The sequence below is a fragment of the Pseudomonas sp. TH10 genome, assembly GCF_016651255.1.
Taxonomy (GTDB): domain Bacteria; phylum Pseudomonadota; class Gammaproteobacteria; order Pseudomonadales; family Pseudomonadaceae; genus Aquipseudomonas.
On the sequence record NZ_JAEKEG010000106.1, the window covers coordinates 12,650 to 28,655 of the forward strand.

Here is a 16,006-nt window from a genome sequence, read left to right on the forward strand (position 1 = left end):
TAAGTAGGTGGGCTAGGCGATGTGGCGCCAGTCGAGCCCTGAATCTTGATCGGCCAGTTGCAGCCAGTCCGGGTCGCACCCGAGGGTGTCGACAAAACACTGCCGGGCCAGCTGCGGCATGTTGTTCTTGCTGCTCAGATGGGCCAGGACCAGGTGTTGCAAACCCTGCCAACCCAACTCGGACACCAGGAATGCCGCCTGGTGGTTATTCAAATGTCCCAGTTCGCCGCCCACCCGCTGCTTGAGAAAGTACGGGTAGTGACCGCGAGCCAGCATGTCACGGCAATGGTTGGACTCGATCATCAATGCATCGAGGTCCTTGTAGCCATCCAGCACCCTGTTGCAGTACGACCCCAGGTCGGTCAGCAGGCCGAAGCGCCGCTCACCATCGCTGAACACGTACTGCGTCGGTTCCTGTGCATCATGGGCCACGGCAATGACGCCGATGCTCAGTGCGCCGATCTGCAGTTGCTCGCCGCCGGCCAGCAGGCCAGCAGGTTCAATGGGTTTGCGCATCCCGCGCAGGGTACCGCGACTGAGGTAGACGGGCAGATTGTAGCGCCGAGACAGCAAACCCACGCCATGCACGTGGTCGGCATGTTCGTGGGTTACGAGTATCGCGCTCAGTTGCGCCGGGTTCACACCCAGGCGCAACAGGCGTTTTTCGGTTTCCCGCAGGGAAAAACCACAATCCACCAGCACGTATGTATCAGCACTGGCGATCAGCGTGCCGTTCCCTTGGCTACCGCTGCCGAGAACGGCAAAACGCATAGTTGATCAGCCCAGGTTGTCCTGAATCACGCTCAACACTTTGCGAGCTACTTCAGCCGGTGCAACGGTGTTGATGTTCTTCTCGACGGTAACCTGAATGTTCTCGCCAACCTTGCTCAGGCGAACCTGATAACGCTCGGCACGGGCTTCAACTTCTTCCTTGCTCGGCGCACTGCCGAACAGGCTGCTGAAGAAACCAGGCTTGTCGTCTTTCTTCTCGGCTTTTTCGGCCAGGTTGATGTAATACAGGCCCAGGCTGCGGTTGATGTCTTCAACGCGCCATTCGCCCTGCTCCAACGCACGGCCAACACTCGACCACGCACGGTCCAGATCGGTACCGACGTTCAACACCGGGTTACCGCTGCCATCTTCGCTCAGGCTGACGCGGCTTGGCGTATCGAAATCACGCGAAGCCAGCATGGAGACCGAACCGCCTTTCTCGGAAATACGGCTCATGCTCGCGAGCATGTCGTCGACCAGTGCCGCGTCCAGGCCGGTGTTGACCGAACGGTTGGTGAAGGCGACGTCGGCGGTGCTGCCGGCAGGACGCTCGGCACTGACCACGTAGATTTCACTGGTGTTGCGCTGCACGCCTGGCTCGATACGCACACGAACGCGGGTTTCGCTGTCGCTGGCGATACCGGCCGCGCTCAGGCGCTTGGCCATGGCTGCGGACAGTTCGTCGGAATGCTGCCAGGTGGTGGTGAATTCGCCGGTTTGCGGGCGCTGTTCATCCAGACGGAAACCGTTGTCCTGGAAGAACTGCACCGCCACTGGCCAGACTTCGGCCGGTGGATGCTGAGCCATTACCCAACGCGAATCGCCACTTTTCTGCAGCGAGTAGTCGGTCGCGTCGGCGATGGCCGACAACGGCTGTGGACGGGGAACGATGTATTCGCCCTTGGCGGTGTCGTCAGCGACGTTACGCGGGATCGGCAACAGCGGATCCAGACGTTTGGAGGTGGTGACATCCGGTGGCAGTTGCATCGGTGCAGTCTGTTGCGCTTGCAGGTAATCGCTACCACGGTCGCGGAAATAACCTTCCGGCCCCCAGACCCATCCGCAGCCGCTGGTGCTGGAGATAATCAAGGCAAGTGCGGAAAGTCCGGCCATTCGCTTCATGCGTTGTACTTCCTCAATTAAACCAGGACGCTGCACTGGCGCAGGGCCGAGCGCAACGTTTCATGACAAGGTGTGCTCAGCCAGGTCAGCGGCAGGCGGATGCCTTCGTGCATCAGACCCATTTCAACCAAAGCCCACTTGACCGGAATCGGGTTGGCTTCGATGAACAGGTCTTTGTGCAGTGGCATCAGTTTTTCGTTGATGGCCCGCGCGGTGTCGGCGTCGCCTTTCAGAGCGGCATTGCACAGGTCAGCCATAGCGCGCGGGGCCACGTTGGCGGTCACCGAAATGTTGCCCTTGCCGCCCATCAGGATCAGTTCGACGGCGGTCGGATCATCACCCGAGATCACCAGGAAGTCTTCGCTCACGCCATCGAGGATGGCTTTGGCACGTTTCAGGTCGCCGGTGGCTTCCTTGATGCCGATGATGTTCGGCACGGTGGACAGGCGAATCACGGTCTCGGCCTGCATGTCGCAAGACGTGCGGCCAGGCACGTTATAAAGAATCTGTGGAATGTCGACCGCTTCAGCAATGTGTTTGAAGTGCTGGTACAGGCCTTCCTGAGTCGGCTTGTTGTAGTACGGAACGACCAGCAGGCAGGCATCGGCGCCGGCTTCTTTGGCGTTGCGGGTCAGCTCGACGGCTTCGCGGGTCGAGTTGGCGCCAGTGCCGGCGATGACCGGAATGCGCCCGGCAACCTGTTTGACCACGGCTTTGATGACGGCGATGTGTTCTTCTACATCAAGAGTTGCCGACTCGCCGGTAGTACCGACCGCGACAATGGCATGGGTGCCGTTCTTGAGATGGAAGTCCACGAGTTTGCTGAGGCTGTCCCAGTCCAGACGCCCTTGTGCATCCATGGGAGTGACCAGTGCCACCATACTGCCCGCAATCATGAAACCGCTCCTGCCGGAAAAAGAGAGCGGTAATGGTACTGGCGCCAAGATGCTTGCACAAGCGAAGTACTGCGCTGCTGCCATTCCCCTTGGCGCCGCTTTTCGCTACCCTTCAGACTTTGATCGGTACAGATCAGCTTGTACGCCGGGTTCCAGCCTCCCTTTTCGGCATCATAAGCCCCGATCCAGCGTTGCCACCCTTCGCTCTTGCCTCAATAGAGCACGTTGCAAGCCTGCCATCGGGTTTTCTGAATTCGCATCCGCAGGCTCGTGCACGGTAACAAAAGCCCGTTGAGGTATCGACCGCTCATCGCTTTAGGAATGCTGCATGTCCACCCCCACAGTTCGCGAACAATTCCTTGTCATCAGTGCCCTCGGCGCCAACCCCATGGAGCTGACTAACGTCCTGTGCCGCGCCAGCCATGAAAATCGCTGCGCCGTGGTTACCTCCCGCCTGACTCGCCACGGCGAGTGCAGTGCGCTGATCCTTGAGGTCTCCGGCAGCTGGGACGCCCTCGCTCGCCTGGAAGGCAGCCTGCCCGGCCTCGCCAAGAAGCACGCCTTCACCGTCAATGTGGTGCGTAGCGCGCCGCTGGAAAATCGCCCGCAAGCGTTGCCCTATGTGGCTTATGTCAGCTCGGCGTATCGCCCGGACATCATCAATGAACTGTGCCAGTTCTTCATGGATCACAACGTCGAACTGGAAAACCTGACTTGCGACACGTATCAGGCGCCTCAGACTGGCGGCACCATGCTTAACGCCACGTTCACCGTAACCCTGCCTGCCGGCACCCAGATCAGCTGGCTGCGTGACCAGTTCCTCGATTTTTCCGATGCGATGAACCTGGATGCACTGATCGAACCTTGGCGCCCACAGAACCCAATGTAAGGAAGCTTTCATGGCCGTTGTCATCGACCAACCGGTTGCGGATTTCGAAGCACCTGCCACCAGCGGGCAAACCGTCAGCCTGTCAGCCCTGAAGGGCAAGCAAGTGGTGATCTACTTCTACCCGAAGGACAGCACCCCGGGCTGCACCACTGAAGGCCAGGGCTTTCGTGATCAGTACGCAGAGTTCAAGGCTGCCAACACGGAAATCTTCGGCATCTCTCGCGATAGCCTGAAGTCGCACGAGAACTTCAAGTGCAAGCAAGAGTTTCCGTTCGAGCTGATCAGCGACAAGGACGAAGCCGTCTGCCAACTGTTCGACGTGATCAAGTTGAAGAAGCTGTATGGCAAGGAATACCTGGGCGTTGATCGCAGCACGTTCCTGATCGATAAGGACGGTGTGCTGCGTCAGGAATGGCGCGGCGTGAAAGTGCCGGGGCATGTTGATGCCGTTCTGGCTGCTGCTCAGGATTTGAATAAAGCGTGACCCTTTAAAGATCGCAGCCTTCGGCAGCTCCTACAGAGACATTTGCGAAATCCTGCAGGAGCTGCCGCAGGCTGCGGCCTTTTACAGCCTAAAGCAGCGGCGCCACCACAGGCTCCTTGCGCGGCCAGGCATCCAGCACAGCCTTGAACAGCGTCGCCAACGGAATCGCAAAGAACACGCCCCAAAATCCCCACAACCCGCCAAACAACAGCACCGCGCAGATGATTGCCACCGGGTGCAGGTTGACCGCTTCGGAGAACAGCAACGGCACCAGCACGTTGCCATCCAGCGTCTGAATGATCCCGTAGACCGCCATCAGATAGATGAACTGATCGCTCCAGCCCCACTGGAACAACGCAATCAGCAGCACCGGCACGGTCACCACCACTGCGCCGACATACGGCACCACCACCGACACACCGACCAGCAACGCCAACAGCGCCGCATAGTTGAGCCCGAGGGCGACGAAAGCGATGTAGGTCACGCCGCCACAAATCACGATTTCGATGACTTTGCCGCGAATGTAATTGGCGATCTGCCGGTTCATTTCCTGCGCGACCCGAGTGATCAACGCGCGTTCACGCGGTAAATAACCGCGCACCCACTCACCGATCATGACTCGATCCTTGAGGAAGAAGAACACCAGGATCGGTACCAGTACCAAATAGATCATGATGTTCACCAGCAGCGGCAGGCTCGACAGGGAGAACGTCAGCGCCCATTGCCCGAACTTGCCGATTTCGCCACGGGCGGCTTCGATGGCTTGCAACACTTGCTCATCGGAGACCAGATGCGGATAACGCTCCGGCAGCAGCAACAGCAGCGATTGCCATTTGGCGAGCATGCCCGGCAGTTCGTTGAACAACGTGATCAACTGATGCCAGAGCAGCGGCAGCACCACGACGATGAACAGCATCAGCACGCCCATGAACAGTGCAAACACTAACCCTACCGCCGCGCCGCCCGGCACACGCAAGCGCTCAAGCGTCACCACCAGGCCCTGCATCAGATACGCCAGCACCATCCCGGCCAATACGGGCGCAAGCATGCCGCCGAGGGTAAGCACTGCGGTAAAGGCGAGAAACAGCAGAACCGCCAGCACCACGGCTTCTTCGTCAGAGAAATAGCGCTGAATCCAGTCGCGTAACACTTTGAACATCAATAATCCTTAGGTTTTTTTACGCTGTCGGGTCAGGCTTTTTTCAACCAGTAACGGTAAACGCCAGCGTCGTCTTCTTCGCGCAGCAGCGTATGACCGGCCAATCTGGCAAAGGTGCGGAAGTCGCGTTGCGAGCCCGCGTCGGTGGCTATTACCTTGAGCACCGCGCCACTGCCGAGCTTGTTCAGCTCCATTTTTGCCTTGAGCAACGGCAATGGGCAATTCAGGCCACTGGCATCCAGTTCCACGTCATGGGCTACAGCGTCGGTCATTGCGTCACTCCGGTTGCGGTCATTCGAGCGACCTAGAATATCTGGTCGCAAGCCCGGTGTCCGGCTACAGTAAGGTCTTTGTCTTCTAAGGCTTTGTGCATGACTTTTCTGCGCCCTACCCTGCTGACGCTCGCTTGCCTGCTCGCCTCACCGGGCTTTGCCGACGATCTGCCGTCACTCGGCGACGCCAGTTCTGCCATTGTCTCGCCGCAACAGGAGTATCAGCTCGGTCGCGCCTGGCTGGCCATGTTGCGCAGCCAGGTCTCACAGCTAAACGATCCGCAACTCAAGGACTACGTCGAATCCAGCGTCTACAAGCTGGTGGAGACCAGCCAGGTCACTGACCGACGCCTGGAGTTCATCCTGATCAATAGTCCGCAGCTCAACGCCTTCGCAGCGCCCGGCGGTGTGGTCGGGGTCAACGGTGGTCTGTTCCTCAATGCACAGACTGAAGGCGAATATGCTTCGGTACTTGCGCACGAACTGGCTCACTTGTCGCAACGCCACTTCGCTCGCGGCGTTGAAGCCTCGCAGCGCATGCAGGTGCCGATGATGGCCGCGCTGCTGGCCGGTATCGTCATTGCGGCGGCGGGCGGCGGCGATGCAGGCATCGCGGCCATCGCCGGCACGCAGGCGGCGGCGATTCAGTCGCAACGAACCTTCTCCCGCCAGAACGAACAGGAAGCCGACCGCATCGGCATTCTCAACCTGGAAAAGGCCGGTTACGACCCTCGCTCGATGCCGACCATGTTCGAACGGCTGATGCGCCAGTATCGCTTCGACGCCAAGCCCCCGGAATTCCTCCTGACTCACCCGGTCACCGAATCGCGCATCGCCGATACCCGAAACCGCGCCGAGCAGGCCAAAGCCGGCGGCATAGAAGATACGCTGCGCTACCAGCTGATTCGTGCCCGCGTGCAACTGGTTTACGAAGAAACCCCGGGCCTGGGCGCCAAGCGCTTCCGTGCGCAGCTGGATGAAAATCCGAAAAACGACGTGGCACGCTACGGTCTGGCGATTGCGCAGATCAAGGGCGGTCAGTTGAACGAGGCTCGCGAGAACCTCAAGCAATTACTGGCTACGTCACCGAACGAAATCATCTACAACCTCGCCCAGGTCGACCTGGACATCACCAACAATCGCCTGCCCGATGCACAGTCGCGGGTCGACCGGATGCTCGCGCAGTATCCAGGCAACTATCCGCTGAATCAGGTGCGTGTCGACCTGCTGCTCAAGCAGAATCGCGCGGCGGATGCCGAGAAAGCGCTGGAAGGTTTGCTCAAGTCCCGCCCGGATGATCCTGACGTCTGGTATCAGGTCGCCGAAACCCGTGGTCTGTCGGGCAACATCATCGGTTTGCATCAGGCGCGCGCCGAGTACTTCGCGCTGGTTGGCGATTACCGACAGGCGATCCAGCAACTCGATTTCGCCAAGCGCAAGGCCGGCAATAACTTCCCGCTGTCATCACGGATCGATGCGCGTCAGCGCGAGCTGATGGAGCAGGAACGCATGATCAAGGACATGATGGGCTGAGTTTTATCCCGCGCAGCTAAAGCTTCATGCATAAAAAAACCGCCTCTTTCGAGGCGGTTCTTTTTTTACCTTGCCGCTGGTTTATTCAGCCAGTTTGAAGGTGATGAAGCTCGCACGACCTTGACGCAGGACGCGCATCGACACCGAGCGGTTCTTCGGCAGCGCTTTGGCGATCTCGGCGAATTCCTTGGCCGAGCCAATAGCCTGGTTGTTCAGGTGAGTGATGACATCACCTGGCTGCAGACCGATCAGCGCAGCAGGACCGTCCTGCACTTCCTTGATTACCACGCCACCTTTGAGGTCGAAGGTTTTCTTCTGCTCGGCGGTCAGCTCGCCCACGGCAACACCGAGGCGGTTACTGGTGCTTTCTGCGCCAGACTTCGGCAGTGCATCCAACTCTTTGTCTTCATCCGGAATCGCGCCAACCGTCAACTCGACGTTCTTGCGCTTGCCTTCACGAATCACTTCCAGATTGGCTTTCGCCCCTGCCTTCAAAGCGCCCACCAGATGCGGCAGGTCGGCAGACATGACGATCGGCTGACCGTTCATGCTCAGGATCACGTCGCCGACTTGCAGGCCACCTTTCGCGGCCGGACCGTCATCCTGGATCTGTGCAACCAGCGCACCGGCCGGTTTCTCCAGACCGAACGATTCGGCCAGATCCTTGTTCACTTCCTGGATGACCACGCCCAACCAGCCACGGCTGACTTTGCCACCGCTCTTCAGTTGGTTGGAAACGTCCATTGCCACATCGATCGGAATAGCGAACGACACGCCCATGAAACCGCCTGAACGGGTGTAGATCTGCGAGTTGATCCCCACTACTTCACCGTTCAGGTTGAACAGCGGACCACCGGAATTACCCGGGTTGATCGGCACGTCGGTCTGGATGAATGGCACATAGTTTTCGTTGGGCAGACTGCGGCCGACGGCGCTGACGATGCCTTGGGTCACGGTGTGGTCAAAGCCGAACGGCGAACCGATGGCAACCACCCACTGGCCCGCCTTCAGGTCCTGGGACTTGCCCAGTTTCAGAACCGGCAGGTCCTTGCCTTCGATTTTCAGCAGGGCCACGTCGGAACGTGGATCGGTGCCGACCAGCTTGGCTTTCAATTCGCTACGATCGGCAAGACGCACGAGAATCTCATCGGCATCGGCGATCACGTGGTTATTGGTGAGGATGTAGCCGTCAGACGAGATGATGAACCCCGAGCCCAGGGATTGCGCCTGCTGGCGATCGCCCCTTGGCGAGCGCGGCGAGCGTGGCTGCGGCATGCCGCGTTCGAAAAACTCGCGCAGCATGGGCGGCAAGCCTTCGAGGTCGGGCATGTCCTCGGCAGATACTTTACGGTCCGGCAATTTTTGCGTGGTACTGATGTTGACCACAGCGGGCGAGGCTTGCTCGACCAGTTGGGTAAAGTCAGGCAACTCGACCGCCTGTACGGCGACGGCCTGCCCGAGCACCAGCACAGTGGCGACAATGGAAAGGTAAGACTTCAAGCGTGGTATCGACATACGGCTCCCGTTACAACGAGCATGATTAAGCGATATGGAGCAAGGAACACCGGGAAAGATACGCCGGTATTTTTGTTCCGGGAACAACAAACAAGGCCAGAGCCGAGAGGCTGTGACCTATAAAAAATTCTGGATTGTTTTGCAAACTGAAATGCTCACCAAACATTTCGATATCGACTCACTACTTGGCTGCAGTGGCATCGGTGCGCATGGACAGCGCGATTCGCTCAGCGGTGCCAATCGGAATCTCACCGACGACCGTTACCATGATCTCGCCTTGAGGCGTGGTCAAACGCCGCGAAACCGCAACGGTGGGTCCCAACTGCGTGCGGGTGTCAGTCACCGCTGCGCCGTTCAGGGGTTCAAGGAATACCGAGAATCGAGCCAGGCCGTCGCCATACATCAGGCTGCTGACCTGAGTCTTCGTCTGGAGATCCTTGTGTGCGGAGCTGCTGACCAATTCAAACCCAGGCGGCAACCAATCCGAGCGCCAGGCTTGCGCAACGTTTGCAGCAGAAGCCTTGTCGCCATCGGCGACAATCATCTTGCAGTCGGCGCCCGCTTGCAGATCACTGTCGGAAGGTACGTCGGAAGTATTGAGCTGGGTGAACTGGAAGCGTTCAAGCAACTGCCCCTTATCATTCAACAACAATGATTTGAGTGGCAGGCCGGTTTCCTTATCAAGATGCAGCTCGAAACCGTAGCGATGCTGATCCCGCGGCGTCAGCGCAACAATCACTGCTGGACGCCCGGCCACACGCGATTTGCCGATCACGGCAATTTCATACCAGTTCTTGAGCTTTTTGGATCAAGTGCACGAGCAGCAGACTTGGAGGATTCCCCAAGCCCTGCAATCAGGGTGCCGCTGACGCATTGAGTATGCCCATCAATGCGCACGACTTCCTGAGCCGAACCGTCGAGCTGGAGTAAACGCTCGCGGACCTGGCCATTCTGGACGCGATGCCAGATGTTATGGGTAGAAAAACTACCGTTACGCTCGTAAACGAAGGTGCCGTGAAAGCTTTGCTGCTGCTCGGCCCGGCCCAGACGGGTCAACCAGTCCTGGGCCTCGTCGGCGTGGGCTGGAACGATGAACCAGCCACTGAGCAGAAGCGAAAGTAGAGGTATGGCGCGCATGATCCTCCTTAACGGTTTTCCAGGCTTGCTGCACGCGCATAAGGAAGCGCGCTCTCAGTACCCTTCAATGCAGCCTGTTGAGCATGTTGGCGCAAGTAGCCTGGCAGACGCTGATCGTGCCAGCCTGGTTGACCTTGCAACACGCCGTTGGCCATAGGGCCAGTGGCTTCCGAGCTCTCACTATAGCCTGCCAGAACAGCCGGGCCTTTGACCTGTGGAGTGGCCAGGGTTGGCTGATTCGATTGCTGGGCAAGTTCAACGCCAGCGATCTCGTCCTGGTTATACAGACGCACACCGGCCAGAACGGCAACAGTGACCGAGGCTGCAACAGCCAGACGGCCGAGGTTGCGCCATGGGCTGCGAGATACTTTGGCCGGAGCCGTTTCGTCTTCCAGTGCAGCAGACACTGCCGCAGCGATATCCAGACGTGGAAGCAGCAGATCCTTGTGCATGGCTGCCCGAGCGATCTGGTAACGAGCCCAGGTCTCACGGGTTTCTACGTCGTCCAGTGCATTAATCACTCGACGCAATTCCAGTTCGTCCGCTTCGTTATCCATCACTGCGGACAGCGATTCCTGCAGGGCTTCACGACTCATGGCGTTCCTCTCTTGGCTGTCGCCGCTGTCTCAGTTTTCCTGCAACAACGGCTGCAGGGCTTTATCGATGGCCTCCCGAGCGCGGAAAATCCGGGAGCGCACGGTACCCACCGGACATTGCATGACACTCGCAATGTCCTCGTAACTCAGACCATCGAATTCACGTAAAGTTAACGCCGTACGCAAATCCTCTGGCAGTTGCTGAATGGTTCGATGGACTGTGCCTTCGATCTCATCCCGCAGCAGTGCACGTTCTGGTGACTCGAGATCCTTGAGGCCGTGATCGCCATCGTAGAACTCTGCGTCTTCGGAACTTACATCACTATCCGGCGGCCGACGGCCGCGTGAAACCAGGTAATTCTTTGCCGTGTTAATGGCAATACGGTACAGCCACGTATAAAACGCACTGTCGCCGCGAAAGTTGCCAAGTGCTCGATACGCCTTGATAAAGGCTTCCTGAGCCACGTCCTGGGCTTCATGGGTGTCGTGCACAAAACGCACGATCAACCCGAGAATTTTGTGCTGATATTTCAGCACCAGCAGATCGAAAGCTCGCTTGTCGCCACGCTGAACGCGTTCGACCAGCTGCTGATCCTCTTCCTGGGTTAGCATGAACACTCCTCGATAAGCCCGAAGGAGACTTGCATAACTAAACGACCAGACTTGCAAACATAGACTCGGGCTTTTCGCAAAAGTTCTCCCCCTTCAGGCAAGTTTCCTGCGAGCTCTGATTTGGCACGCACGAAAAACGCAGCGCGGGATAAACCGGCTGCGCGAATAATCTTGTTATCGGTTTCGCCGGCAGGAACCTCAACCACAGATTCCGCACTGAAGCCCGACACTGTCCCTTGTTTCCGGCACCGACTATTGATCTTGGGCCTTTGGCAAAAGTTCCAATTATTTATAGCCTAGCCACCCGACATTGAGCAACCCTGGGTCGAAAAAGTCTGTTTCAGCGCCGATACAGTCGTCTTTTCCCCATACCGGCGAAAAAATCTTCCGACGAAGCGCCCGGTTTTTCCCGTCACAGTAGTTTCACAATGCCATCTGGGCTTGGCTATTGTGCCGCCCCACCCCTCTATATACTAGTGGGCTGTGTGGCTGCCTTGACTTGCCGTTGCGGAGTCTTGCGCCAACCCCGACTCGGGTCGCTTTGTGCGGAATTCTGAAATGAGCCAACAGTTTCAACACGATGTTCTGGTAATAGGCAGTGGCGCTGCAGGCTTGAGCCTGGCGCTGACCTTGCCTGGTGATTTGCGCATCGCCGTCTTGAGCAAGGGCGACCTCGCCAACGGCTCGACATTCTGGGCCCAGGGCGGGGTCGCTGCAGTGCTGGACGATACCGATACTGTCGAATCCCACGTTGATGACACCCTCAACGCCGGCGGCGGGTTGTGCCATGAAGATGCCGTGCGTTTCACCGTCGAGCACAGCAGGGAAGCCATTCAATGGCTGATCGACCAGGGCGTGCCCTTTACCCGTGACGAGCAGTCCGGCACTGAAGATGGCGGATTTGAATTCCATTTGACCCGCGAAGGCGGTCACAGCCATCGGCGCATCATCCACGCCGCCGATGCAACCGGCGCTGCAATCTTCCGCACCCTGCTCGCCCAGGCCCGGCAAAGACCGAACATTGAACTGCTGGAACAGCGGGTGGCGGTCGACCTGATCACCGAAAAACGCCTGGGCCTGGCCGGCGATCGCTGCCTGGGTGCCTACGTGCTCAACCGCGGCACCGGGGAAGTCGACACCTACGGTGCGCGGTTTGTGATCCTCGCGTCTGGCGGTGCCGCCAAAGTCTACCTCTACACCAGCAATCCCGATGGCGCCTGCGGTGACGGGATCGCCATGGCGTGGCGCTCGGGCTGCCGGGTGGCCAACCTGGAGTTCAACCAGTTCCATCCGACTTGCCTGTATCACCCGCAAGCCAAGAGCTTTCTGGTGACCGAAGCCCTGCGCGGCGAAGGTGCGCACCTGAAACTGCCCAACGGCGAACGTTTCATGCAGCGTTTCGACCCGCGTGCCGAACTCGCGCCGCGGGACATCGTGGCACGGGCCATCGACCATGAAATGAAGCGCCTGGGGGTGGACTGCGTCTACCTGGACATCAGCCACAAGCCGGAAGCGTTCATCAAGAGCCACTTCCCGACGGTCTACGAACGCTGCCTCGAATTCTCCATCGACATCACCAAACAGCCGATCCCCGTGGTACCGGCTGCGCACTACACGTGCGGCGGGGTGATGGTCGACCAGCACGGTCGCACCGATGTTCCGGGCCTGTATGCCATCGGCGAAACCAGTTTCACCGGCCTGCATGGCGCCAACCGCATGGCCAGCAACTCGTTACTGGAATGTTTCGTCTATGCACGCTCGGCGGCGGCGGACATTCTCGAACAGCTACCTGCAGTGTCGATCCCGATCGACCTGCCGGTCTGGGACGCCAGCCAGGTTACCGACTCCGACGAAGACGTGATCATTGCGCACAACTGGGATGAACTGCGCCGGTTCATGTGGGACTACGTCGGCATCGTACGCACCAACAAACGCTTGCAACGCGCCCAGCATCGGGTACGTTTGCTGCTTGATGAAATCGACGAGTTCTACAGCAACTATAAAGTCAGCCGGGACCTGATCGAGTTGCGCAACCTGGCCCAGGTGGCCGAGCTGATGATCCGCTCGGCCATGGAACGCAAGGAAAGCCGCGGCCTGCACTACACGCTCGATTACCCGAACCTGTTGCCGGTGGCGCTGGACACTATTCTGGTGCCGCCCACCTACGCCGACTGAACCTCAACCGCACTCGCAGGCGTCGGTGCAAGTCCGCCGCCTGCGCATCGCGTGGCACGCAGATCGACCTGACTCGCCATTGCCCGCGCAAGCGAAAGCGCAGCACCACGATCAGCGGCAGCGCCAGGCTGTCCGGTCGCAGTTGCGCGGTTTGCCAGCCATCAGCCTGATTCCATAGCTGCCAGCCATCGGCATCGCGACGCAATCCTCGATAGGCCTTGGGATGACTCAATAGAATCTGCCGTGGCAGCGCCCAAAAACCGTGGAGCACACAGCAGAAAGCCCCGAGAAGACTCGCCCAGAGTGGAATCGACAGTAGAAAAAGAGAACCCAGCGCGAATGCCTGGGCCAAAAGATACGCCGCCAGCAACTGCCGTGAGGCATGCCAGCGGCATTCGAAGGTGTTACTTGGGCTGAACACGGTCCAGAATCATCCGAACCATGCGCTGCAGCTCAGGGTCTTCGGACTCGCTGCGCTCCATGAACCAGCCGAACATGTCCTGATCCTCGCACTCCAGCAGGCGCACGTACAAATCGCGATCCACCTGATTCAGGCCTGCATAAACCTCTTTCACAAAAGGCACCAGCAACACGTCAAGCTCAAGCATGCCGCGACGGCTGTGCCAAAAGAGGCGATTCAGTTCAACTTGTTCGACCATGGGGCCCTCCTCAAATTTGGCGGCAAGTATACAGTCCCGACGCAGCTCGCACAGTCGGCTTTGGTCGGGCACCACCGATCCTTTATCAACTACCCATTTCAACAACGCGCCCTTATGATGTGCCCCAGTCTATTTACCCTGCGATGACCCATGGCCGATTCTGCTTTTTTCTGCACCCTGTCTCATGAAGGCGTTCTCGCGGTTCGCGGCGCGGATGCCGGAAAATTCCTGCAAGGCCAACTGACCTGCAATCTCAACTACCTCAGTGACAGCCGTGCCAGCCTCGGCGCCCGTTGCACGCAAAAAGGCCGGATGCAGTCGAGTTTTCGCATTCTGCTCGACGCTGATGGCGTGCTGCTGGCGATGGCCAGTGACCTGCTGGAGCCGCAACTGGCAGACCTGAAAAAATACGCGGTGTTCTCCAAATCGAAACTGACTGACGAAAGCGCCGCGTGGGTACGCTTCGGTCTGCAGCAGGGTGACATCGCCCTGTCCAGTCTCGGCCTCGACTTGCCGGCCGAAACCGACAGTGTCGTGCGCAACGAAGGCTTGATCGCGATTCGCGTCTCGCCTGATCGCGCCGAGCTCTGGGCGCCAGCCGATCAGGCTGATGCGATCAAAACCAAACTGACGGCAGCCCTGCCGGAAGGCGAACTGAATCAATGGCTGCTGGGCCAGATCCGCGCCGGTATCGGCCAGGTCATGCCGAGCACCCGCGAACTGTTCATCCCGCAAATGCTCAACCTGCAAGCCGTCGGTGGCGTGAGCTTCAAGAAAGGCTGTTACACCGGCCAGGAAATCGTCGCGCGCATGCAGTACCTAGGCAAACTCAAGCGTCGTCTGTATCGCTTGAACCTGAATACCGCCGAACTGCCTGAGCCTGGCACGCAACTGTTTGCACCCAGCCACAACAGCGCCATTGGTGAAGTGGTGCTGGCCGCCAACGCGGGGCAAACCATTGAACTCCTGGCGGTGTTGCAGGCCGAAGCTGCTGAAGCCGGCGATGTGCATCTGGGCGCTCTTGAAGGCCCGGCGCTGCAGTTGCTCGACCTGCCGTATGAACTGGATCGTGACCGCGAAATCCAGCGCTGATCGCAGCATTTGTTGCAACACCCTAGAGAGTCTAAATGAGCGAACTGGCGGAAAAAGTCCAACAGGATTTGGTTGAGGCCATCGATAACGATGACCTGGTTCTGCCCACGTTGCCGGAAGTGGCCATGCAAATTCGCAAGGCCGCTGAAGACCCGGACATCAGCGTCAGCGACCTGAGCAAAGTGATCGGCCGTGACACGGCGCTGTCGGCGCGCCTGATCAAAGTGGTCAACAGTCCGCTGCTGCGCGCAACTCAGGAAGTGACCGACCTGCACACTGCCATCACCCGACTGGGGGTCAATTACAGCAGCAATCTGGCGATTGGTCTGGTGATGGAGCAAATCTTCCACGCCCGCTCCGAGGTGGTCGAACAGAAGATGCGCGAAGTCTGGCGCAAGAGTCTGGAGATCGCCGGCGTCAGCTATGCGTTGTGTCGGCGCTACACCCAGCTCAAGCCCGATCAGGCTGCACTGGGCGGGCTGGTTCATCAGATCGGCGTGTTGCCGATTCTGACTTACGCTGAAGATCACTACGAACTGCTGTCGGATCCGGTCAGCCTGAACCACGTGATCGATCACATTCACCCGCTGCTGGGCGACAAGCTGCTGCGGGTCTGGGAGTTTCCCGAACGGCTGGTGGAGTTGCCGGGGCTGTATCAGGATTTCAAACGCGACTCGGCGGAAATCGACTACGTCGATCTGGTGCAAGTGGCGAGCCTGTATTGCCACAAGGACAGCGATCATCCGTTTGCGCGCATCGATCCGCTGAGTGTTCCGGCGTTCAGAAAGCTTGGTATCGACCCCGAGAACAAGGCGTTGTGCGCGGATCTGGAAGAGTCGCGGACGATGTTTTACTGATCCTTGTGCTCAGTAACCCCGGGGCCACTGCGCAACCTTTATCCCGCGACAAAACTCACCCGAACCTTCAAGCCCGCGTGCTCGCCATCGTGCAGACTGATTTGTGCCAGGTGCGCACGGCAGATCTCACCGACAATCGCCAGGCCCAGTCCCGACCCGGCGACCTGCTGATTGCGTCGGTAAAACCGCTCGAATACCCGCTCACGCTCTTTCATAAACTCCCGGTCCGATTAATCG

At 58.8% G+C, this 16,006-nt stretch carries 16 protein-coding genes and 2 pseudogenes; 6 read left to right on the forward strand and 12 right to left on the reverse strand.

Annotated features, from left to right (window positions below):
- Positions 1-12 precede the first annotated feature (12 nt).
- Genes JFT80_RS16730 through dapA form a run of 3 tightly spaced genes read right to left on the reverse strand, consistent with a single transcriptional unit; the run spans position 13 to position 2,789 of the window.
- Positions 13-771, reverse strand: a complete 759-nt coding sequence (locus tag JFT80_RS16730) for an MBL fold metallo-hydrolase (RefSeq protein ID WP_201148603.1) — start codon at positions 769-771, stop codon at positions 13-15.
- Positions 772-777: 6 nt separating this feature from the next.
- Complete coding sequence (gene bamC / locus JFT80_RS16735) at positions 778-1,893, reverse strand: outer membrane protein assembly factor BamC (RefSeq protein ID WP_201148604.1); 1,116 nt, start codon at positions 1,891-1,893, stop codon at positions 778-780.
- Positions 1,894-1,910: 17 nt separating this feature from the next.
- A complete protein-coding gene (dapA, locus tag JFT80_RS16740; RefSeq protein ID WP_201148605.1) occupies positions 1,911-2,789 on the reverse strand; it encodes a 4-hydroxy-tetrahydrodipicolinate synthase in 879 nt (292 codons plus the stop codon).
- A gap of 328 nt (positions 2,790-3,117) precedes the next feature.
- Between dapA and JFT80_RS16745 the strand changes: the two genes are divergently transcribed.
- Both JFT80_RS16745 and JFT80_RS16750 read left to right on the forward strand, forming a co-directional pair.
- Positions 3,118-3,678, forward strand: coding sequence for a glycine cleavage system protein R (locus JFT80_RS16745; protein ID WP_201148606.1), 561 nt, complete (start codon positions 3,118-3,120; stop codon positions 3,676-3,678).
- 10 nt (positions 3,679-3,688) lie between these two features.
- On the forward strand, positions 3,689-4,162 hold the full coding sequence (locus tag JFT80_RS16750; protein ID WP_201148607.1) for a peroxiredoxin: 474 nt from the start codon (positions 3,689-3,691) through the stop codon (positions 4,160-4,162).
- A gap of 88 nt (positions 4,163-4,250) precedes the next feature.
- On the opposite strand, the gene JFT80_RS16755 is transcribed toward JFT80_RS16750, so the two are convergent.
- On the reverse strand, positions 4,251-5,321 hold the full coding sequence (locus tag JFT80_RS16755) for an AI-2E family transporter (protein WP_201148608.1): 1,071 nt from the start codon (positions 5,319-5,321) through the stop codon (positions 4,251-4,253).
- 32 nt (positions 5,322-5,353) lie between these two features.
- The gene (locus tag JFT80_RS16760; RefSeq protein WP_201148609.1) at positions 5,354-5,593 is read right to left on the reverse strand and encodes a sulfurtransferase TusA family protein; all 240 of its coding nucleotides are present in this window, start codon (positions 5,591-5,593) and stop codon (positions 5,354-5,356) included.
- 99 nt (positions 5,594-5,692) lie between these two features.
- Here JFT80_RS16760 and JFT80_RS16765 point away from each other — a divergent pair, with 99 nt between their 5' ends.
- On the forward strand, positions 5,693-7,126 hold the full coding sequence (locus JFT80_RS16765; RefSeq protein ID WP_201148610.1) for a M48 family metalloprotease: 1,434 nt from the start codon (positions 5,693-5,695) through the stop codon (positions 7,124-7,126).
- 81 nt (positions 7,127-7,207) lie between these two features.
- Here JFT80_RS16765 and JFT80_RS16770 read toward each other — a convergent pair whose 3' ends face one another.
- The 4 genes and pseudogenes from JFT80_RS16770 to rpoE all read right to left on the reverse strand — a co-directional run bounded on the left by JFT80_RS16770 (position 7,208) and on the right by rpoE (position 10,986).
- Positions 7,208-8,641, reverse strand: coding sequence for a DegQ family serine endoprotease (locus JFT80_RS16770; protein WP_201148611.1), 1,434 nt, complete (start codon positions 8,639-8,641; stop codon positions 7,208-7,210).
- A gap of 181 nt (positions 8,642-8,822) precedes the next feature.
- Positions 8,823-9,778: pseudogene (locus JFT80_RS16775) on the reverse strand (MucB/RseB C-terminal domain-containing protein).
- An 8-nt stretch (positions 9,779-9,786) separates the two neighbouring features.
- Entirely contained in the window at positions 9,787-10,374 is a 588-nt protein-coding gene (locus JFT80_RS16780) for a sigma-E factor negative regulatory protein (RefSeq protein WP_064388462.1), read from the reverse strand.
- 30 nt (positions 10,375-10,404) lie between these two features.
- Entirely contained in the window at positions 10,405-10,986 is a 582-nt protein-coding gene (gene rpoE, locus JFT80_RS16785; RefSeq protein WP_003172477.1) for an RNA polymerase sigma factor RpoE, read from the reverse strand.
- Positions 10,987-11,544: 558 nt separating this feature from the next.
- Between rpoE and nadB the strand changes: the two genes are divergently transcribed.
- Positions 11,545-13,161: an L-aspartate oxidase gene (gene nadB, locus JFT80_RS16790; RefSeq protein ID WP_122837817.1), complete on the forward strand. Its 1,617-nt coding sequence runs from the start codon at positions 11,545-11,547 to the stop codon at positions 13,159-13,161.
- Here the strand turns inward: nadB and JFT80_RS16795 are convergent.
- Both JFT80_RS16795 and JFT80_RS16800 read right to left on the reverse strand, forming a co-directional pair.
- The gene (locus JFT80_RS16795) at positions 13,130-13,582 is read right to left on the reverse strand and encodes a protein YgfX (protein WP_201148612.1); all 453 of its coding nucleotides are present in this window, start codon (positions 13,580-13,582) and stop codon (positions 13,130-13,132) included. The two genes, nadB and JFT80_RS16795, sit on opposite strands and share 32 nt — an antisense overlap.
- The gene (locus JFT80_RS16800; protein ID WP_201148613.1) at positions 13,566-13,820 is read right to left on the reverse strand and encodes a succinate dehydrogenase assembly factor 2; all 255 of its coding nucleotides are present in this window, start codon (positions 13,818-13,820) and stop codon (positions 13,566-13,568) included. Before JFT80_RS16800 ends, JFT80_RS16795 begins: the two co-directional genes overlap by 17 nt.
- A gap of 150 nt (positions 13,821-13,970) precedes the next feature.
- Between JFT80_RS16800 and JFT80_RS16805 the strand changes: the two genes are divergently transcribed.
- Both JFT80_RS16805 and JFT80_RS16810 read left to right on the forward strand, forming a co-directional pair.
- A complete protein-coding gene (locus JFT80_RS16805; protein ID WP_201148614.1) occupies positions 13,971-14,912 on the forward strand; it encodes a folate-binding protein YgfZ in 942 nt (313 codons plus the stop codon).
- Between the two features lie 35 nt (positions 14,913-14,947).
- Positions 14,948-15,769, forward strand: a complete 822-nt coding sequence (locus JFT80_RS16810) for an HDOD domain-containing protein (RefSeq protein WP_201148615.1) — start codon at positions 14,948-14,950, stop codon at positions 15,767-15,769.
- A gap of 38 nt (positions 15,770-15,807) precedes the next feature.
- On the opposite strand, the pseudogene JFT80_RS16815 reads toward JFT80_RS16810, so the two are convergent.
- A pseudogene (locus JFT80_RS16815) lies at positions 15,808-15,984 on the reverse strand (ATP-binding protein); the annotation flags it as partial.
- Between the last annotated feature and the right edge of the window lie 22 nt (positions 15,985-16,006).